Source organism: Aeromicrobium sp. CF4.19 (genome assembly GCF_051262555.1).
Classification (GTDB): domain Bacteria; phylum Actinomycetota; class Actinomycetes; order Propionibacteriales; family Nocardioidaceae; genus Aeromicrobium.
In genome coordinates, this window is record NZ_JBIMEU010000005.1 from 35,104 (window position 1) to 52,051 (window position 16,948).

Consider the following 16,948-nt stretch of genomic DNA (forward strand, 5'->3'; position numbering starts at 1 on the left):
CGCCTAGCTGACGTCCACCGACCCCTCGCCCGCGGGAACGAGCTCGATCCAGACCTTGCCGGGATCGATCGTGATCTCCTCGCCGTCGACCGTGAACGTCAGGGTCGAGCCGATCTTCTTCTTGCTCCACGTGGCCCGCACGACGCCGTCCTCGGTGAGGATCGTCGCCTTGCCCTTGCCCTTGAGGATCGTCTCGGGGACGGGGTTGCCGGCCGCGTCGGTGTAGCCGGCGTCGGTGACCTTCGCCTCCAAGGTGATGAGCGTGTCCGCCGCGAACTCCTTGTCCGCGTGGCCGTTGGTGCGCTTCCAGGTGCCCTTGCTCAGCTTCCAGCTCGTCGTGGAGTCCGGCGAGAAGCGCACCGACGCCGAGGTGGCCTTGGTGGGCTCGGGGCCGGTCGCCTCCTCATCGTCGGGGGTCCAGGGAAGGTAGGGCCCGGGGGCCGCCACGTCCTTGGCCTCCTTGACGGCCTTCTTGAGGTCGATGAGGCGGTTGTACGGCGCGGACTTGGCCGGGTCCATCCGGAAGGCCGACGAGCCGTCGTCCTCGGTCACGGCGCCCAGGTCGTTGCCCTTGACCCGGTCGACGACGCCTCCGGCGCCACCGGAGGCGACGATCGAGGCGCCCACCGGCTTGGCGAGCGAGATGTCCGTCGTCCGCAGCGAGCGCACGTGGCCCACGGTGCCCGGCAGGGTGGAGTAGTAGAAGGCGGCGAGTCGGGTCATGCCGCCCTCCACCAGCTGCTCGACGACGAGGTCGGCCTTGGCCAGACCCTGCTGCGGCGCTCCGGCCGCCGTGTTCTCGATCTTGACCAGCATGATCGGCCGGTCCGGCAGGCCACCGTCGATGGTCTTGCCGGTCAGGGGCGAGACCTCGACGAGTCGGCTGTTCTCCCCCTGGGCGGGGTCCGGATCGGCGGCCGGTTCCTCGGAGGAGCAGCCGGCGAGCACCAGGGCCAGCGCGGCGAGGGAGGCGATCAAGGAGGTGGGGCTGTTCTTCATGCGGTCAGGATGCCTCACCGATCCCGGCGTCCGGGCCACCCCCTCCCGCGAGTCCTCCGTGCGTTGCAGGTCGCTCGGGGCCGTGTCGCCGGGGTGAGAGCGTCAGACGACGTTCCCCGTCCGCACGAGCTCCTACTGACCCGTCCGCCCGTCGATGCACTCGCGCAGCAGGTCGACGTGCCCGATGTGGCGCGCATACTCCTCCACGAGGTGCACCAACACGTCCCTGACCTCCGTCTGCTCGCCGTGGACCTCGACGAGCCGGTCCCACGAGGTCTCCTGCTCCAGCCAGGCCTCGGCGGCCGCCACCTCACGACGCCAGGTCGTCCAGGCCTCCTGCACGACACCCTCGTCGGCCACTGCCCCGTCGAAGTCCGCCCCGGGCTCATCGGCCGTGACGTAGAGACGCGGCTCGGCGCGGCCCTGCAGCACGATGACCGACCAGAGGTGCTCGACCTTGGCCAGGTGTCGCAGCAGGCCCAGCAGCGACAGCCCCGACGGCGGGACGGAGCGCCGGGCCAGCTGCTCGGCGTCCAGGCCCGAGAGCTTGAGCTCCAGCGTGAGCCGGTAGTGCCGGAGGTACCCGGTCACCACGTCGCGCTCACCGCGTGGCTGCGGGACGCCCTCGCGGGGGTCCTCGGCGGGGTCGATCCACTGTCCGTCCATGCCGCTCATCGTCGCACGGGGAGCGGGTGTCGGTGCCTGCTGGAACGATGGGGTCCATGCCCCCCGCCCACCCGTCGCTGGCCCGCTTCGCCCCGGCCACGCGGGCCTGGTTCACGGACTCCTTCGCGGCCCCGACCCCGGCCCAGGCAGGTGCGTGGGACGGGCTGGACGCCGGTGCCGACGTCCTCGTCGTCGCCCCCACGGGCTCGGGCAAGACCCTGGCGGCCTTCCTGTCCTCCGTCGACCGACTGCTGCACGCCGAGCCGCCCGAGGAGCGCGAGCACCGCACCCGCGTCCTGTACATCTCGCCGCTGAAGGCGCTCGCGGTCGACGTCGAGCGCAACCTGCGCTCCCCGCTCGTCGGCATCACGCAGGCGGCCGCCCGCCTCGGTGAGGAGTTCACGCCGGTCACCGTGGGCGTGCGCTCCGGCGACACCACGCAGCAGGAGCGGCGCCGGCTCGCCTCCCAGCCGCCGGACATCCTCATCACCACGCCGGAGTCACTGTTCCTGATGCTCACCTCCGCCGCGCGGGAGTCCCTGCGCGGCATCGACACGGTGATCGTCGACGAGGTCCACGCCGTGGCCGGCACCAAGCGCGGTGCGCACCTGGCGCTGTCCCTGGAACGGCTCGACGCTCTGCGTGCGGGATCGCAGACGGCCCAGCGCATCGGCCTGAGCGCCACGGTCCGGCCGCACGAGGAGGTGGCCCGCTTCCTCGGCGGGCGCTCCCGGGTGGAGATCGTCGCGCCACAGACGCCGTCGCTGCTCGACCTCGACGTCGTCGTGGCCGTCGACGACATGACCGATCTCTCGCGCCCACCACAGGAGGGTCAGCAGGAGACCAGCCGATCGGCGGCTCGTGGCGTGGAGGACGAGTCCGGTGGCAGCATCTGGCCGTTCGTCGAGCACGACGTCATCGAGCGGATCCTGCAGGTGCGCTCGACGATCGTCTTCTGCAACTCGCGGGGGCAGGCCGAGCGGCTCACCTCGCACCTCAACGAGCGGTACGCCGAGCGCCTGGAGAACGACTCGGGTGGGGCACCGTTGCGGGCTGGCTCGTCCGGTCCCCCGTCGCAGGTCGGGGGCGCCAGCGGCACCTCGGAGGGGGCCGAGCCGATCCTCGCCCGAGCCCACCACGGGTCGGTCAGCAAGGACCAGCGGGCACTCATCGAGGACGACCTCAAGTCCGGGCGGCTGCGCTGCGTCGTGGCCACCTCGAGCCTGGAGCTGGGCATCGACATGGGCGCAGTCGATCTCGTCGTGCAGATCTCCACACCGCCGTCGGTGGCCAGCGGGCTGCAGCGGGTGGGGCGTGCCGGGCACCAGGTGGGCGAGGTCTCCCGCGGGCTGATGTACCCGACCACCCGGCACGACCTCGTCGGCGCAGCCGTCACGGCCGAGCGGATGCGCGAGGGCGGCATCGAGCAGCTCGCCGTGCCGGCCAACCCGCTCGACGTCCTCGCTCAGCAGACCGTGGCCGCGACGGCGCTGGAGCCGCTCGACGTCGAGGAGTGGTTCGACCTCGTCCGCCGGGCCGCGCCGTTCGCGACGCTGCCCCGCTCGGCCTACGACGCGACGCTCGACCTCCTCTCGGGCCGCTACCCCTCCGACGAGTTCGCCGAGCTGCGTCCGCGGCTGGTCTGGGACCGCGCCGCCGGCACCATCACCGGCCGGCCTGGCGCCCAGCGCCTCGCCGTCACGAGCGGGGGCACCATCCCCGACCGCGGCATGTTCTCGGTCGTGCTGGCCACGGGGGTCGACGACGCTGCCGGCCCCGGCGGGAGTGCCGGGCCGAGGGCGGCGAACGGCACCGCGCCGCGCAAGGTCGGCGAGCTCGACGAGGAGATGGTCTATGAGTCCCGCGTCAACGACGTCTTCGCGCTCGGCGCCACGAGCTGGCGGATCCAGGACATCACCCACGACCGCGTGATCGTCACGCCGGCGTTCGGCGAGCCGGCCCGACTGCCCTTCTGGCGCGGTGACTCCGAGGGGCGGCCCGCCGAGCTGGGCGAGGCCATCGGCGCCTTCCTGCGGCGCGTCGGCGAGAGCGGCCCCCCGGACTCCCTCGATGAGCGGGCCACCCGCAACCTCACCACGTTCCTCGGGGACCAGCGCGAGGCCACGGGCGTCCTGCCGACGGACCGTGAGCTGGTGCTGGAACGGTTCCGCGACGAGCTCGGCGACTGGCGGCTCGTCCTGCACTCGCCGTACGGCAGGCGGGTCCACGCGCCGTGGGCGCTGGCGGTCGGCGCCCGTCTGCTGGAGCGCTACGGCGTCGACGGCTCCGTGGTGGCCAGCGACGACGGCATCGTCGCCCGGGTTCCGGACCTCGCCGACGACCCGCCCGGCGCCGACCTGTTCGTCCTGGAGCCTGACGAGCTGGAGCAGCTCGTGACCACCGAGGTCGGCGGCTCCGCGCTGTTCGCGGCACGATTCCGCGAGTGCGCGGCGCGGGCCCTCCTGCTGCCGCGACGCAACCCCGGTGCCCGGGCGCCGCTGTGGCAGCAGAGGCAGCGCGCGGCGCAGCTGCTCGACGTCGCCCGCAAGTACCCGGACTTCCCGATCCTGCTGGAGACGGCTCGCGAGTGCCTGCAGGACGTCTACGACCTGCCGGCTCTCATGACGCTCATGAAGCGAGTGGCAGGACGTGAGATCCGTCTGAGCGAGGTCACCACGGAGCGGGCCTCCCCCTTCGCCCAGACCCTGCTCTTCGGGTACGTCGCGTCGTTCCTGTACGAGGGAGACACCCCTCTGGCCGAGCGCCGCGCGGCGGCCCTCGCGCTGGACCCGAGGCTGCTGGCCGAGCTGCTGGGCCGCGCCGAGCTGCGCGAGCTGCTGGACCCGGACGTCATCGCGCGCACCGAGGCCGAGCTGCAGAGGCTCAGCGACGATCGGCGGGTCACGGGCGTCGAGGGCGTCGCCGACCTGCTGCGCCTGCTGGGTCCGCTGACCGTGGCCGAGGTCGCCGAGCGCATCACCGACGATGCGGCTGCTCCGCTGCTGGAGGAGCTGCGGGCGGACCGACGCGCGCTGGAGGTCCCGGTGGCAGGCGCCCCGCACTGGGTCGGGGTGGAGGACGCCGGCCGGCTGCGCGACGCCCTCGGCGTGGCGGTCCCGCTCGGAGTCGCCGAGGCGCACCTGCAGTCCGTCGACGATCCCCTCGGCGACCTGCTCTCCCGCTACGCGCGCACGCACGGCCCGTTCACGACCGCCGAGTCAGCAGCCCGGCTCGGCCTCGGCACGGCGGTGGTCGCGGACGCGTTGAAGCGGCTCTCCCGCGACGGCCGGCTCACCGAGGGTGAGTTCCGGCCGGCCGCCGACGGTGCGGAGTGGGTCGAGCCAGGTGTGCTGCGGCGCCTGCGCAGCCGTTCACTGGCGGCCGCGCGCCAGCAGATCGAGCCCGTCGACCCGGACGCCCTTGCACGCTTCCTGCCCGCCTGGCAGGGGGTCGGGTCCTCGGCACGTGGGGCCGAGGCCGTGCTCGGCGTCGTCGACCAGCTCGCCGGTGTGACGCTGCCGGCCTCGGCCTGGGAGTCGCTGGTGCTCCCCGCCCGGGTGCGGGACTACTCCCCCGGCATGCTCGACGAGCTGCTCGGTGCGGGCGAGGTGGTGTGGACCGGTGCCGGCGCGCTGCCCGGCACCGACGGCTGGGTGCAGCTGCACCCCGGAGACCTCGTGCTGCCCTCGCTGCGCGAACGACCCGAGACCACCCCGGCCCAGGACCTGCTGCTCGAGGCGGTGAGCGGCGGCGGTGCCTACCTCTTCCGCCAGCTCGTCGAGCACCTCGCCGTCCACGCGGACTCCATGCCCGAGGACACCGAGGTGGTCGACGCCCTGTGGGAGCTGGTGTGGGCCGGCCGGGTCGGTGGGGACTCGTTCGCCCCGATCCGGGCCCGACTGGGCGGGCGAGGGACCCACCGCTCGCGGGCGGGTGCGCCCCGGGCCCGGGCCGGGCGGTACGGACGCGCCGCCGGACCCCGGCGGGCCCAGCTCGGCCCACCGACGGCCTCCGGACGCTGGTTCGCCGTCCCCGAGCCGCTGCAGGGCACGGCTCTGCAGCTGGCCCGGACGGAGGCGCTCCTGGCCCGGTACGGCGTCGTCACGCGGGGCCCTGTGGTGGCCGAGCAGACGCCCGGGGGCTTTGCCGGTGCCTACCGCGTGCTGCGCGAGCTGGAGCAGACCGGCGCGTGCCTGCGAGGGTACTACGTCGACTCCCTGGGCGCGGCGCAGTTCGCCGCCCCGTCCACGGTGGACCGGATGCGCGGCTTCCAGCGAGACGACGACTCCCCCACCGATGCCGACGCCGTCCTTCTGGCTGCCACCGACCCGGCCAACGTGTACGGCGCGGCCCTGGACTGGCCCGAGGTGGTCGATGCCCAGGAGGGCACTCGCCACCGCCCCGCCCGCAAGGCGGGAGCCATGGTCGTGAGCCACGACGGCCACGCCGTGCTCTACGTCGAGCGTGGCGGCCGCAAGGTGCTCGCCTTCACCGACGACGCTGCGCGCCTGGAACCGGCCGCACGCGCGCTCGCGGGCGCCGTCCGCTCCGGCCGGCTGTCCAGGCTGACCGTCGAGTCGGTGGGTGGCCGGCCCGCGTCGTCGTCGCCCCTGGGCGAGGCCCTGCTCGTTGCGGGCTTCGACCGCCACCCGAAGGGACTGCGCCTCGATGCCCGAAGGTGACACTGTCTGGCGAGCCGCGCACCACCTGCGCGAGGTGCTCGCCGGGCGGGAGCTGACCCGGACGGACTTTCGCGTCCCCGCCGTCGCGACGCTCGACCTCTCCGGCGAGGTGGTCGACGAGGTTCTCAGCCGCGGCAAGCACCTGCTGATCCGGGTGGGCGAGGCGTCCCTCCACTCCCACCTGAAGATGGAAGGCGCGTGGCACGTGCACCCGCTCGGCACCTCGTGGCGTCGACCGGCCCACCAGGCCCGGGTGGTCCTGGACACCGCCGAGCACCAGGCGGTGGGCTTCTCCCTCGGTGTCCTGGAGGTGCTGCGCCGCGAGCACGACACAGCGGCGCTCGACCACCTCGGGCCGGACCTCCTGGGGCCGGACTGGGACCCGCAGGAGGCGGTCCGGCGCGTCCAGGCCGACCCGGACCGGCCGGTCTTCCTCGCCCTGCTCGACCAGCGCAACCTCGCCGGGCTCGGCAACGAGTACGTCAACGAGCTGCTCTTCCTGTCCGGCGTGGCACCACAGCGGCGCGTCGCCGACGTCCGCGACGTCGCTGCCGTCGTCGAGCGCGGCCAGCGGATGCTCGACATCAACAAGGCACGCATCGAGCGCTCGTTCACCGGCAGCACGCGACCCGGAGCAGAGCGCTGGGTCTACCGTCGCGAACGCGGGCGCTGTCGCCGCTGCGGCACCCGACTGCGCTCCGGCCGGCTGGGCGACCTGCCCACCACCGAGCGCAACACCTTCTGGTGCCCGCACTGCCAGACCTAGCGGCCCGGTCAGGCGACCTGCTCGGGATCCAGCGAGCGCGCGAGCAGCCACGCCAGCCAGCCCAGGGCCGCCGTGAAGGCCACCCGCTGGGCCAGGCCGGTCCAGTCGCCGTCCGGGTCGAGCGAGCTCGCCAGCATCGCCCACAGCGCCACCGTCGAGGCCACGAAGGACGTCACCGTCTCTCGACGTCGCAACCGCTCGCCCCGCCACCGGGCCGCCAGCAGGAACCCCGCGGCAGGCAGCAGCGCACCGATGACCAGGGTCGCCACCGTGCCGTAGGTGGCGGCCGGGTCGTCCTCGGCCAGCACCTCTCCCACCTGCGCGGCCGGCGTGACCGCCAGCAGGACGAGGGCGACGCCTCCGAGCTGAAGCAGCAGCGCCGCCGCACCGGGGCGCGAGCGCGGATCGAGCCGGCGCAGCGCGGGGCGCGCCGCCAGCACGACGAAGAGGCCGGCCACCAGGCAGGTCAGCTGCCACAGGAGTGCCCCGGCGCCGTCCGCGAGCCTGGAGACCGGGGTGGCCGGCAGGTCACCGGCCACGAGGCCCAGCGTCCAGAGCAGGACCACCACGATCGTCACTGCCCCCGCGGCGACGGTCGTCAGGGGCTGGGTACGCACAGGCAGACCCTACTCATCGAGCCACCGACGTCCCTCAGGCGACGTGCTCGGCCGCCGCCCCCGAGGCCGGGACGTCCTCGGCCCGGGTCCAGACCATGGCCTCGTCGAGGTCGGTCCGCCGGGTGTCCCAGGCGTCGAGGAACCAGTTCTGCCGGATGGTCCACGGGGATGAGGAGCCCTGCTGGGGCAGCTCACCGGCGACCCGTTGCACGTAGCCCGAGGACAGGTCGATGATCGGCGCGGGCTCCCCGGACGCGCCGGCCGGGTCGGGCATCCCGAACGCGTAGCCGTGCTCGTCGAGGTGGTTGAGGTACCGCGTGACGTACTGCGCCGTGAGGTCGGCACGCAACGTCCACGACGCATTGGTGTAGCCCACGCACCACGCCAGGTTGGGCAGACCGCTGAACATCAGGCCCTTGTAGACGTACACGTCGTGCGGATCGATCGCGCGGCCGTCGACCTCCAGCGCGATCTTGCCGAAGGAGACCACCTTGAGCCCGGTGGCCGTGACGACGATGTCGGCGTCGAGGTGCTCGCCGGAGCTCGTCCGGATGCCGTCCGCGGTGAAGGTGTCGATCGTGTCGGTCACGATGGAGGCTCTGCCGTGGCGCAGGGTCCGGAACAGGTCACCGTCGGGCACGATGCAGAGCCGCTGGTCCCACGGGTCGTAGCGCGGGGTCAGGTGCTTGGGGTCGAAGTCTCCGGGGACGGACCGACCGGCCCGGGTGAGCAGGATCCTCTTGGCCAGGGACGGGAAGCGCCGACAGAACTCATAGAACCCGATCGCGACCGTCGCGTTCTTCAGCCGGGTGGCGCGATGGGCCGCGCCGGCCGGCAGGACCTTGCGGAGCAGGCTCGCCAGCTTGTCGCCCTGCGGCAGGGAGGTGATGTACGTGGGCGAGCGCTGCAGCATGGTGATGTGCTCTGTGCGGTCGGCCATCGAGGGGATGAGCGTCACCGCCGTGGCGCCACTGCCGATCACGACGACGCGCTTGCCGTCGTACTCCAGGTCCTCGGGCCAGAACTGGGGGTGCACGACCTGCCCGCCGAAGTCCTCGACGCCCGGGAAGTCGGGCGTGTGCCCTTCGTCGTAGTCGTAGTAGCCGCTGCACAGGTACAGGAAGGAGGACGTCATCACGCGGGTCTCGCTGCCGACCTCGGACCTCACCGTCCAGCGGGCGTCCTCGCTGGACCAGGCGGCGCTCGTCACCCGATGCCCGAAGCGGATCCTCTCGCCGCTGCCGAACTCGCGAGCGGCGTCGCGGATGTAGGTGCGGATGTCCTCGCCGTCGGCGATGGCCTTCGCGTTCGTCCACGGCTTGAAGGGGTAGCTGAGGGTGTACATGTCGGAGTCCGAGCGGATGCCCGGGTAGCGGAACAGGTCCCACGTGCCGCCGATGGCGTCGCGCGCCTCCAGGATCGCGTAGGACTTGTCGGGGCACTCCGTGCTGAGCCGATGGGCCGCGCCGATTCCGGAAAGCCCGGCGCCGATGATGAGTACGTCGACGTGGTCGCTGGACATGCGAGGCCTCCTGCGGGATCGGACCGATTCACATACCGTCGGTATCTCGACGACGTTAGGCCAGCGCGCGGCCGTCGTCAACCGGCCCGGCTGTGGCCGCTCGTCTACCATCGGTGCGTGACCACCGACCAGACGCTCGGCGAGGACCGCACCGCGCCCTCCGAGAGAGCCCCCGTCACTGCCACCGCCGTGACGATGCTGCTCACCGCCGCGGTGGGGCTGACCTCGGCGATCGTCCTGCTGGTGGAGAAGGTGAACTTCCTCACCGCCGAGGCCGAGGGTGGTGACACGACGCTGGGCTGCGACGTCAACGCCTTCGTCAGCTGCGGCGGCGTCATCAACACCGACCAGGCGAGCGTCTTCGGCTTCCCGAACCCCATCATCGGCGTCGCCGGCTTCGCGGCCGTCGCCACGCTCGCCGTCGTCCTGCTCTCGGGGACCCGGCTCCCGACCTGGATGTGGTCCGGCCTGCAGGCCGGGGCGCTCTTCGGTGTCGGGTTCGTGACCTGGTTGCAGTACCAGAGCATCTACGTCATCCAGAAGCTCTGCCCGTGGTGCATGGTGGTGTGGGCCATCATGATCCCGCTCTTCGTGGTCGTCACCGCCCGCCACCTCAAGGAGCGTGACCCACACTCCCGGGTCGGTCGGTTCCTGTCGGACTGGACGGTCCTCATCGTCCTGCTCTGGTACGTCGCGATCGCCAGCGCCATCTGGTTCCAGTTCGGCTCCGACCTCTGGGCCTGACCGCGCACGGCCGAGCCCGTCAGGTCCGGTGCTGCGCAGCCTGCCAGCGGTCCCACGCCCGGTGGGCGCCGACCCCACGGATGTACGCACCGCTCGGCCCGAGCCACAGCAGGCCCACGGCCACGAGTCCGATCAGTGCCTGCAGCACCCCCAGCACCGCCGAGGTCGTGTCCTGGGTCGCCATGGTTCCCAGCTCCGAGGCAGCCTCGTCGGAGACCGAGACCGTCACGGCCCACAGCCCGACGGTGAACATCGTCGACATCGCGTTGTACGCCGCCAGGCACGTGGCCGTGATCCGAGCCCATCTCAGGCCCCGGGCGTTGACGATGATCATCCAGACCCACAGGCTCAGGACCACCACGGCGAAGAAGGCGAGCATCGCGACGATGCCGATCATCATCGCGTCGAGGAACCGGTCGCCCAGAACCTGTGGGGCCTGCGAAGAGGGGCGCATCTGGGACTCCAGGTCCTCCCGCAAGGCACCGACCCGCGTCCCGGTGTAGATCTGCAGGGCCACGTAGGCCACCGCGCCCGCGGCCATGGTCCACAGCGCGGCAGTCACCGTCCCCGGCCGGCCCGGCACTGGCCCCGTCGGGCGTTCAGGTGGCGTCGGAGGCGAGGGCCAGGTCCCAGCCGACGGGCCTGGAGCAGCCGCGGCCCGGCGAGGGGCGGGGCCGGTCCGGGACCGGCCGTCGTCACCCTCGGGAAGCTCCCCGGGGTACGGCGGGTAGGGGTCCCGTGGGCTCACCCCCTGGCCAGGTCGTCCAGCAGGCCGGCCAGGCGGACGTCGCGATCGGTGACACCGCCGACGTCGTGGCTGCTCAACGAGACCTCCACCCGGTCGTAGACGTTCGTCCACTCCGGGTGGTGGTCCATCTCATCGATCGGGCCCGAGGCCCGGTTCATGAAGGCGATCGCCGACACGAAGTCCTCGAACCGGTAGGTCTTGCTGAGTCCGGCGGTGTCCCCGGACCACCCCTCCAGACCCGAGAGGGCCTCGTCCACGGCTGCACGGTCATATGAATCGCTCATGTACCGACGCTAGTGCGACCGGGAGTCAACCGCGAGCCCGGGCGAGGATGATCTCCGCGAGCCGTTCCGGCTCCTGGTCGGGGATCCAGTGGCTGGCTCCCTCCATGACCTCGAGCCGGTAGGGCCCGGTGACGTAGCGCTCGGTGAGGTCCGCCCCCTTGCGCACGAGGGCGATGTCGCCGGAGCTCCAGACGTGCGTCGTCGGCACCCGGACCCGCCCGCCGAGCGATCGCGCCGAGAACGGCAGGCCACGGTAGTAGTTGATCCCCCCGGTGAGCGCACCACCGGCGAGCATCTCCACCTCCACGCGCTCACGGAGCTCGCGGTCCATCCCGGCACCGGCGAGCGCTCGGTGCAGGACGCCCGGGAAGCGCGTGAGGACGAGCTCGGGCAGGAACGGGAGCTGGAAGAAGGCCATGTACCAGGACTTCAGGGGTTGTGTGCTGCCGATCATGGACTTCACGAAAGCGGCGGGGTGCGGGACGGACACCGACGTGTGGGTGCGGACGAGCTCGGGGTGCTGGGCCGCGACGAGCCAGGAGATCGCCGCGCCCCAGTCGTGGCCCACCAGATGGACCGGCTCGCCGACGTGCTCCAGCAGCGCGGCGACGTCGGCCACGAGCAGCGACGTGCGGTAGGCACGCCGGCCGCGCGGCCGGGCGCCGGGTGAGTAGCCGCGCTGGTCGGGGGCGAGGGTGCGCAGGCCGCTCGCGTGCAGGATCGGCGTGACCCGGGCCCACGAGGTCGACGTCTGCGGGAAGCCGTGCAGCAGCACGACCACCTCACCGTCGAGAGGGCCCTCGTCCACGACGTCGAAGGTCAGCCCGTCGTGGGTGTAGCTGGTGATCCGCTGGGCAGGAGACATGCGTGGCAGGCTACCGCGGGCCCACGCCGCACCTCAGCACCTGCGAGCGGGCAGGTACTCCAGGCGATTGGCGACCCAGCGCGCGATGCGGTCCACCTTCGCGCGGGCGGAGCGGAAACCACCATCGGCCAGGATGGAGACGCCGTAGGCTCGGCCGTCGGAGAGCTTGACGATCGCAAGCTGGCGCACGACCGAGCCCCCGTACCCCACCTTCTGCGACGTCCGCTTGGCGAGCTTGGTGCCCAGCATCCCGAACCGGTGCGACGTCTGGGCCTTCTTCATGTGGACGCGCGCGGGCTTCGCCACGCGCGAGCACGCAATACGCGAGGCGTACTTGGACTGGTGCGAGACACCCCACTGGGTGAGCCCCGCCCCCGATCCGTGGACGCTGGTGCGCTTGTCCCCGTACTTGCGCAGGTGGCGGGTGACGTCTGTGCGCCGGTTCCCGCCGAGGGACTGGTAGACGCGGTTCGCGGCCGCGTTGTCGGAGTAGCGCAGAGCGCCCTTCTTGTCCGCCGCGCTGCCCCTGCGGAGCCGGTCGGCGGTGATCACGATCGGCACCTTGATCGTCGACCACGCCCGGTCGCGCCGGTGGTCGCCGATCGTGATGGGGCCCTGGCCGAGGGGCGTGACGGACACGCTGGCGTTCTTGATGCCCAGGCTGGGGTAGCCCGTGTGCCACTTCGCGCGCGAGTTGACGTTTCGGGAGCGCGCGAAGGTGTAGCCCGTACGCGGGCGGACGGTCACGCGCAAGGTCGAGAAGGGGACCTTGGCGAACGTGTAGACGCCCTTCGCGTTGCTCTTCCTCACCCGCAGGGTGATCCAGCGCTTGCCGTTGTGCCGCTGGAGGACGAAGGTCGAGCGGGCGCGGGAGCTGCTCGCGGCCCGCACGGCCGGCAGCGTGTACTTCGTGGTCAGCGAGACCGAGACCTTCGGCTTCCTAGGCTTCGTGGGCTTGGGCGGCTGGGGCTTCGGCGGCGGGGTCGGCTCCGGTTCTGCTTCCAGCTCTGCTTCGGACTCCGACTCCGACTCCGAGGTCGCCGTGGGCGGAGCCGGTGGCGTGGCCGTGGCCGCCGGATCGGCGGGATCCTCCGCCGCCGTGGCCGCCGGGGTCCCGAGGGAGGCGGCCAGCGCGAGGGTGAGGCCGAGCGAGATCAAGGCGCCGGCACGGCGTCCGCGCACCGCGAGAGGGACCGTCATGGCCGAACCCTAGCGACTCCGGGGTCCGGCGGAGGGAGGTGTGACGCATCCGTTCGTGTCGATCGGTCCAGCGGCTCAGCCCGCGACGTGGTCGGCCAGGCGGACCATCGCGTCGACGACCGGCCGGCCGAACATCTCGGCGTCGTTGTGCCCGACCCCCTCGAGCACCACCTCCTCGACGAGACGACCGGCGACGTCGGCCACCTCGACGCTCTGGTCGGAGGGCACGACCTCATCGGCCGTTCCGTGGAGGACGATCACCGGGACGTCGCTCTCGCGCAGGTGCTTCACCACCGGGAACCTGTCTCGCAGCAGCGCGCGCACCGGAAGGTACGGGTATTGGTGGGCGCCGACGGCCGCGAAGTCGGTGAACGGGGAGCGCAGGAGCATGCCGGCGGGCGGCACGTCGGCCTGGAGCCGGGCGACCACGCCGGTCCCGATGGACTCGCCCAGATACAGCGTGCTCCCAGCGTCGAAGCCCTCGGCACGGAGTGCCTCGACACCGGCCCGGGCGTCGCGTCCCAGGCCCTCCTCCGACGGGCTGCCGGGGTTCCCGCCGTAGCCGCGGTAGTCGATGAGCAGCAGGGTGAAGCCCTCGGCGACCAGGCCGCGGGCGATGTCCAGACGGCCGGCCCGGTTGCCCCCGTTGCCCGGCGCATACAGGACCGCCATCCCCCGATCCACCGAAGGAGCGGGGGCCAACAACCACGCACCCAGCTCGAGGTCGTCGCTCGTCCTGAGCGTCACCTCCCGGACGTCGTCGGGCGCCTCGACCGGGGCGGAGTCCGGCACGAACACCAAGGATCGTTGGAAGGCCCAGGCAGCACCGACGAGGAGGCCACCCAAGCCGAGCACCAGACCTGCGGCCACCAGCACGCGCCGCCACCTCCTCGTCACCATCGCTCGATGGTTGCACGAGTGGTCGGCGCCTCCCCTGAGCCCGGTCAGCCCGTGGATCGAGCAGCCACCGCGGCCAGGCGATGGGTGAACAGCGCGACCACGGGTGCGTAGGCAGCCATCAGCGGGCCGGGGGCGTCGATGGTCATCGAGACCGAGCAGCCGGCCGACGTCGGCTCCACGGTGTGGACGAGGTGGACCGGGCCGACGCTCCAGGCCCATGATCGCCCCGGGTCGACGGCGTCGATGCGCGCCGGCACCGGCAGCACGCCGAGCAGCCGGGCCGCCCCGCGGCGACCCGCCTCGACCTCCGGCGACCCCAGGCCCCACGCACCCCGCACGTGGGGCGCCCACTGCGACCACCGAGCCGGCTGCGCCATCAGCGCCCAGACCACCTCGGGCGGGGCCGTTGACGTCGCGGTGCAGGTTCGCGTCATGCCGTCACGCTACGGCGCCCCACCCGGCCGGGCACGTCAGAAGTCCCTCGCCACCAGCCCACGGAGCCCGCCGCTAGAAGTCCCGGCTGGTGTCGGAGTAGCCCGAGTCACCCACGCGTTGCAGGTGAACCCGACGCGTGAGCCGGATCATGGGCCGCAGCATCAGCTGCAGGCTGCCGACCAGGAAGAACCACGTGCCGATCGTGGTCGTGGACTCGAAGAAGAACAGGATGCTGCCCACCACGAACCACAGCGCCACCAGCAGGTCGTTGAGGATGCTGAGCACCTCATAGCGCCGGCGGATGACGAGCTCGTCGTGGCCCAGGGTGATCGTCAGGGACGTGTCCATGACAGGCAGCACATCACAGGGGCGGCGCAGAGGGCTCATCCGCGAGGTGCAGAGCAGCGAGGTCGCTGGTGGGTCGCGGTCCGAGGGCCGCTCGCCGAGACGAGCTGGAGCGAGCTGCCGGGATCCCTCGCGGCGCCGAGGGAGCTGCCGGGATCCCTCGCGGGACGCGGTCCCGGCAGGCGGCTTCGCCGCAATGGGACCGCGTGGTGGTGGGGCCCGACTCGATTCACGGTGCCTGATTCACGACATGAGGAAGCCCCTCGCCCCAAAACCGGGGGCGAGGGGCTTCCTCATGTCGTGGAGCTGCCGGGAATCGAACCCGGGTCCTCTGGCGCTGAGTCAGGACTTCTCCGGGTGCAGTTCATCTGACGCATTTCTCGGCCCCGGTGCTCGGATGAACGCGTCACCGACAGGCCCAGTCACAGAAAAGTCCCGATCACGCCCTGTGACACAGCGTGACCAGCAAGTCCCCTAGATGAGACAGACGATCCGGGACGGGAACACTCCCGGGTCTGCCCTTCACCAGTCGCTGTCAGGCAGCGAGGGCGAAGTCAGTGCGCTTGGAATCGGCACTTATAGGTTGCAACGATCGTTTGAGAGATGACGTTGCCTTCTCTACCCGCTTCTCCTGAGTCGAACGACCAAAGTCGAAACCGATCAGCCCCTCTTGAGTTGTCACGCCCCTTGCGGGGTATCTATGAGTGTACAACCGATCCCGGACGCTGGGCATTCCCGCGAGGGACCTCGTCGGCCACACGGCACCGGGCGGACTGCCGGATCACTCGTCGGACAGGTTCTCCGGGGCGACGGCAGGGCCGCGCACGAGCGCAGCGGCGCACCCGGACGCCACCACCAGCAGTCCCGCACACATCCACGTCCCCGACCGAAAGCCCGGCCCGAAGACCTCGGGCGAGGCGAAGTCCGGCCCCGCGATACCGGCCAGCGGCGGGATGGCGGCCACGGCCAGCAGGCCCGCCGTCCGGGAGAGTGCGTTGTTGATCCCCGACGCGATGCCGGTCTGCTCGTCCGGGGCTGCTGCCAGGACGGCCGTGGTCAGCGGTGCGACCAGCAACGTCACACCGGCGCCGAACAGGGCCGCCCCGGGCAGGACGTCGACCCAGAAGCTCGCCCCCGGCCCGATCCGCAGGTACAGCAGCAGCCCGGCGGCCGAGACGAGCGGGCCCACCGTCATCGGGACCCGCGGCCCGATCCGTTGACCCAGGGCGCCGGCACGGGAGGAGAACAGCAGCATCAGGACCGTCAGCGGAAGGGTGGACAGCCCGGCCTGCAGCGGCGAGTAGCCGGCCACGTACTGCAGCTGCAGGACCAGGAGGAACATGGACCCGCTCAGGGCCGCGTAGATGGCGAAGGTGCAGAGGTTGGCCGCGGTGAAAACCCGGTCCGCGAAGAGGGTCAGCGGGACGAGCGCGTGCGGAGCTCGCCACTGGTGGCCGACGAAGACGCCCAGGAGCACGACCCCGGCCGCGGCCGGGGCCCACTGCTGCTCCACGAGCCCGTAGGTGAGGAAGGACAGCGTCCCCACCGTCAGGAGCGCACCCTCGACGTCGAGCCGCTCCTGTGCACCCGACGACTCCGGCACGTGCCGCACCGTCACCCACACGACGACCGCCGCGAGCGGCACGTTGATCCAGAAGACCGAGCGCCAGCCCACGGACTCCACCAGCGTTCCACCCACGAGCGGTCCGAGTGCCGTCGTGACGCCGGCCAGGCCCGACCACAGGCCGATGGCTCGACCACGGTCGTCGGGGTGGATGGAGGCGGAGATGATGGCCAGGCTGCCGGGCGTCAGCAGCGCCCCGCCGATGCCCTGCAGGGCTCGCGCCACCACCAGGATCTCGACCGTCGGCGCCGCTGCGCACAGCACCGAGGCGACCGCGAACCAGGTCACGCCCACCAGGAAGACCCGTCGCCGCCCCCACCGGTCGCCCAGGGACCCGCCGACGAGGATGAGCGAGGCCAGCGTGAGCGTGTAGGCGTTGATCGTCCACTGCAGGCCCGCCACGCCGGCGTCGAGGTCACCGCCGATGGCCGGCAGTGCGAGGTTGACGATGGAGCCGTCCAGGAAGGCCATGCCGGTGCCGAGCACCATCGCGGCCACGAGCCAGCGCCCCGACGCGCTCGAGAGCCTCATGGTCCGATCTCGCTCGTGAC

At 72.0% G+C, this 16,948-nt stretch carries 15 protein-coding genes and 1 other RNA gene; 3 read left to right on the forward strand and 13 right to left on the reverse strand.

The genetic code is table 11. The annotated features are described in order from the left end of the window. Positions 1–3 precede the first annotated feature (3 nt). Both ACHAAC_RS11865 and ACHAAC_RS11870 read right to left on the reverse strand, forming a co-directional pair. A complete protein-coding gene (locus ACHAAC_RS11865; protein WP_435716448.1) occupies positions 4–999 on the reverse strand; it encodes a DUF3048 domain-containing protein in 996 nt (331 codons plus the stop codon). Positions 1,000–1,131: 132 nt separating this feature from the next. After that, the gene (locus ACHAAC_RS11870; protein ID WP_435716449.1) at positions 1,132–1,665 is read right to left on the reverse strand and encodes a DUF664 domain-containing protein; all 534 of its coding nucleotides are present in this window, start codon (positions 1,663–1,665) and stop codon (positions 1,132–1,134) included. A 56-nt stretch (positions 1,666–1,721) separates the two neighbouring features. On the opposite strand from ACHAAC_RS11870, the gene ACHAAC_RS11875 reads away from it, so the two are divergent. Together ACHAAC_RS11875 and ACHAAC_RS11880 are read left to right on the forward strand one after the other, a co-directional pair. Beyond that, a complete protein-coding gene (locus ACHAAC_RS11875; protein WP_435716450.1) occupies positions 1,722–6,347 on the forward strand; it encodes an ATP-dependent helicase in 4,626 nt (1,541 codons plus the stop codon). Beyond that, positions 6,334–7,113, forward strand: coding sequence for a DNA-formamidopyrimidine glycosylase family protein (locus tag ACHAAC_RS11880; RefSeq protein ID WP_435716451.1), 780 nt, complete (start codon positions 6,334–6,336; stop codon positions 7,111–7,113). The genes ACHAAC_RS11875 and ACHAAC_RS11880 overlap by 14 nt, the downstream gene beginning before the upstream one ends. 8 nt (positions 7,114–7,121) lie before the next feature. Here the strand turns inward: ACHAAC_RS11880 and ACHAAC_RS11885 are convergent, their stop codons facing one another. Continuing rightward, positions 7,122–7,730, reverse strand: a complete 609-nt coding sequence (locus ACHAAC_RS11885) for a DUF998 domain-containing protein (RefSeq protein WP_435716452.1) — start codon at positions 7,728–7,730, stop codon at positions 7,122–7,124. 34 nt (positions 7,731–7,764) lie between these two features. Next, positions 7,765–9,252, reverse strand: coding sequence for a flavin-containing monooxygenase (locus ACHAAC_RS11890; protein WP_435716453.1), 1,488 nt, complete (start codon positions 9,250–9,252; stop codon positions 7,765–7,767). A 117-nt stretch (positions 9,253–9,369) separates the two neighbouring features. Between ACHAAC_RS11890 and ACHAAC_RS11895 the strand changes: the two genes are divergently transcribed. Then, positions 9,370–9,996 carry a vitamin K epoxide reductase family protein gene (locus tag ACHAAC_RS11895; RefSeq protein ID WP_435716454.1) on the forward strand — a complete coding sequence of 209 codons (627 nt, stop codon included), beginning with the start codon at positions 9,370–9,372 and terminating at the stop codon, positions 9,994–9,996. 19 nt (positions 9,997–10,015) lie between these two features. Here the strand turns inward: ACHAAC_RS11895 and ACHAAC_RS11900 are convergent, their stop codons facing one another. The 9 genes from ACHAAC_RS11900 to ACHAAC_RS11940 form a co-directional block, all read right to left on the reverse strand. Continuing rightward, the gene (locus ACHAAC_RS11900; protein WP_435716455.1) at positions 10,016–10,558 is read right to left on the reverse strand and encodes a hypothetical protein; all 543 of its coding nucleotides are present in this window, start codon (positions 10,556–10,558) and stop codon (positions 10,016–10,018) included. Between the two features lie 182 nt (positions 10,559–10,740). Beyond that, complete coding sequence (locus tag ACHAAC_RS11905; protein WP_435716456.1) at positions 10,741–11,028, reverse strand: 4a-hydroxytetrahydrobiopterin dehydratase; 288 nt, start codon at positions 11,026–11,028, stop codon at positions 10,741–10,743. Between the two features lie 25 nt (positions 11,029–11,053). After that, entirely contained in the window at positions 11,054–11,893 is an 840-nt protein-coding gene (locus ACHAAC_RS11910) for an alpha/beta fold hydrolase (RefSeq protein ID WP_435716457.1), read from the reverse strand. A gap of 33 nt (positions 11,894–11,926) precedes the next feature. Continuing rightward, positions 11,927–13,093 carry a hypothetical protein gene (locus tag ACHAAC_RS11915; RefSeq protein WP_435716458.1) on the reverse strand — a complete coding sequence of 389 codons (1,167 nt, stop codon included), beginning with the start codon at positions 13,091–13,093 and terminating at the stop codon, positions 11,927–11,929. A gap of 75 nt (positions 13,094–13,168) precedes the next feature. After that, on the reverse strand, positions 13,169–13,993 hold the full coding sequence (locus tag ACHAAC_RS11920) for an alpha/beta hydrolase (RefSeq protein ID WP_435716459.1): 825 nt from the start codon (positions 13,991–13,993) through the stop codon (positions 13,169–13,171). Between the two features lie 44 nt (positions 13,994–14,037). Further along, positions 14,038–14,427, reverse strand: coding sequence for an SRPBCC family protein (locus ACHAAC_RS11925; RefSeq protein ID WP_435716460.1), 390 nt, complete (start codon positions 14,425–14,427; stop codon positions 14,038–14,040). 73 nt (positions 14,428–14,500) lie between these two features. Next, on the reverse strand, positions 14,501–14,776 hold the full coding sequence (locus ACHAAC_RS11930; RefSeq protein WP_435716461.1) for a YrhK family protein: 276 nt from the start codon (positions 14,774–14,776) through the stop codon (positions 14,501–14,503). A 295-nt stretch (positions 14,777–15,071) separates the two neighbouring features. After that, positions 15,072–15,441, reverse strand: a transfer-messenger RNA (tmRNA) gene (gene ssrA / locus ACHAAC_RS11935). A gap of 113 nt (positions 15,442–15,554) precedes the next feature. Further along, entirely contained in the window at positions 15,555–16,928 is a 1,374-nt protein-coding gene (locus ACHAAC_RS11940; protein WP_435716462.1) for an MFS transporter, read from the reverse strand. Between the last annotated feature and the right edge of the window lie 20 nt (positions 16,929–16,948).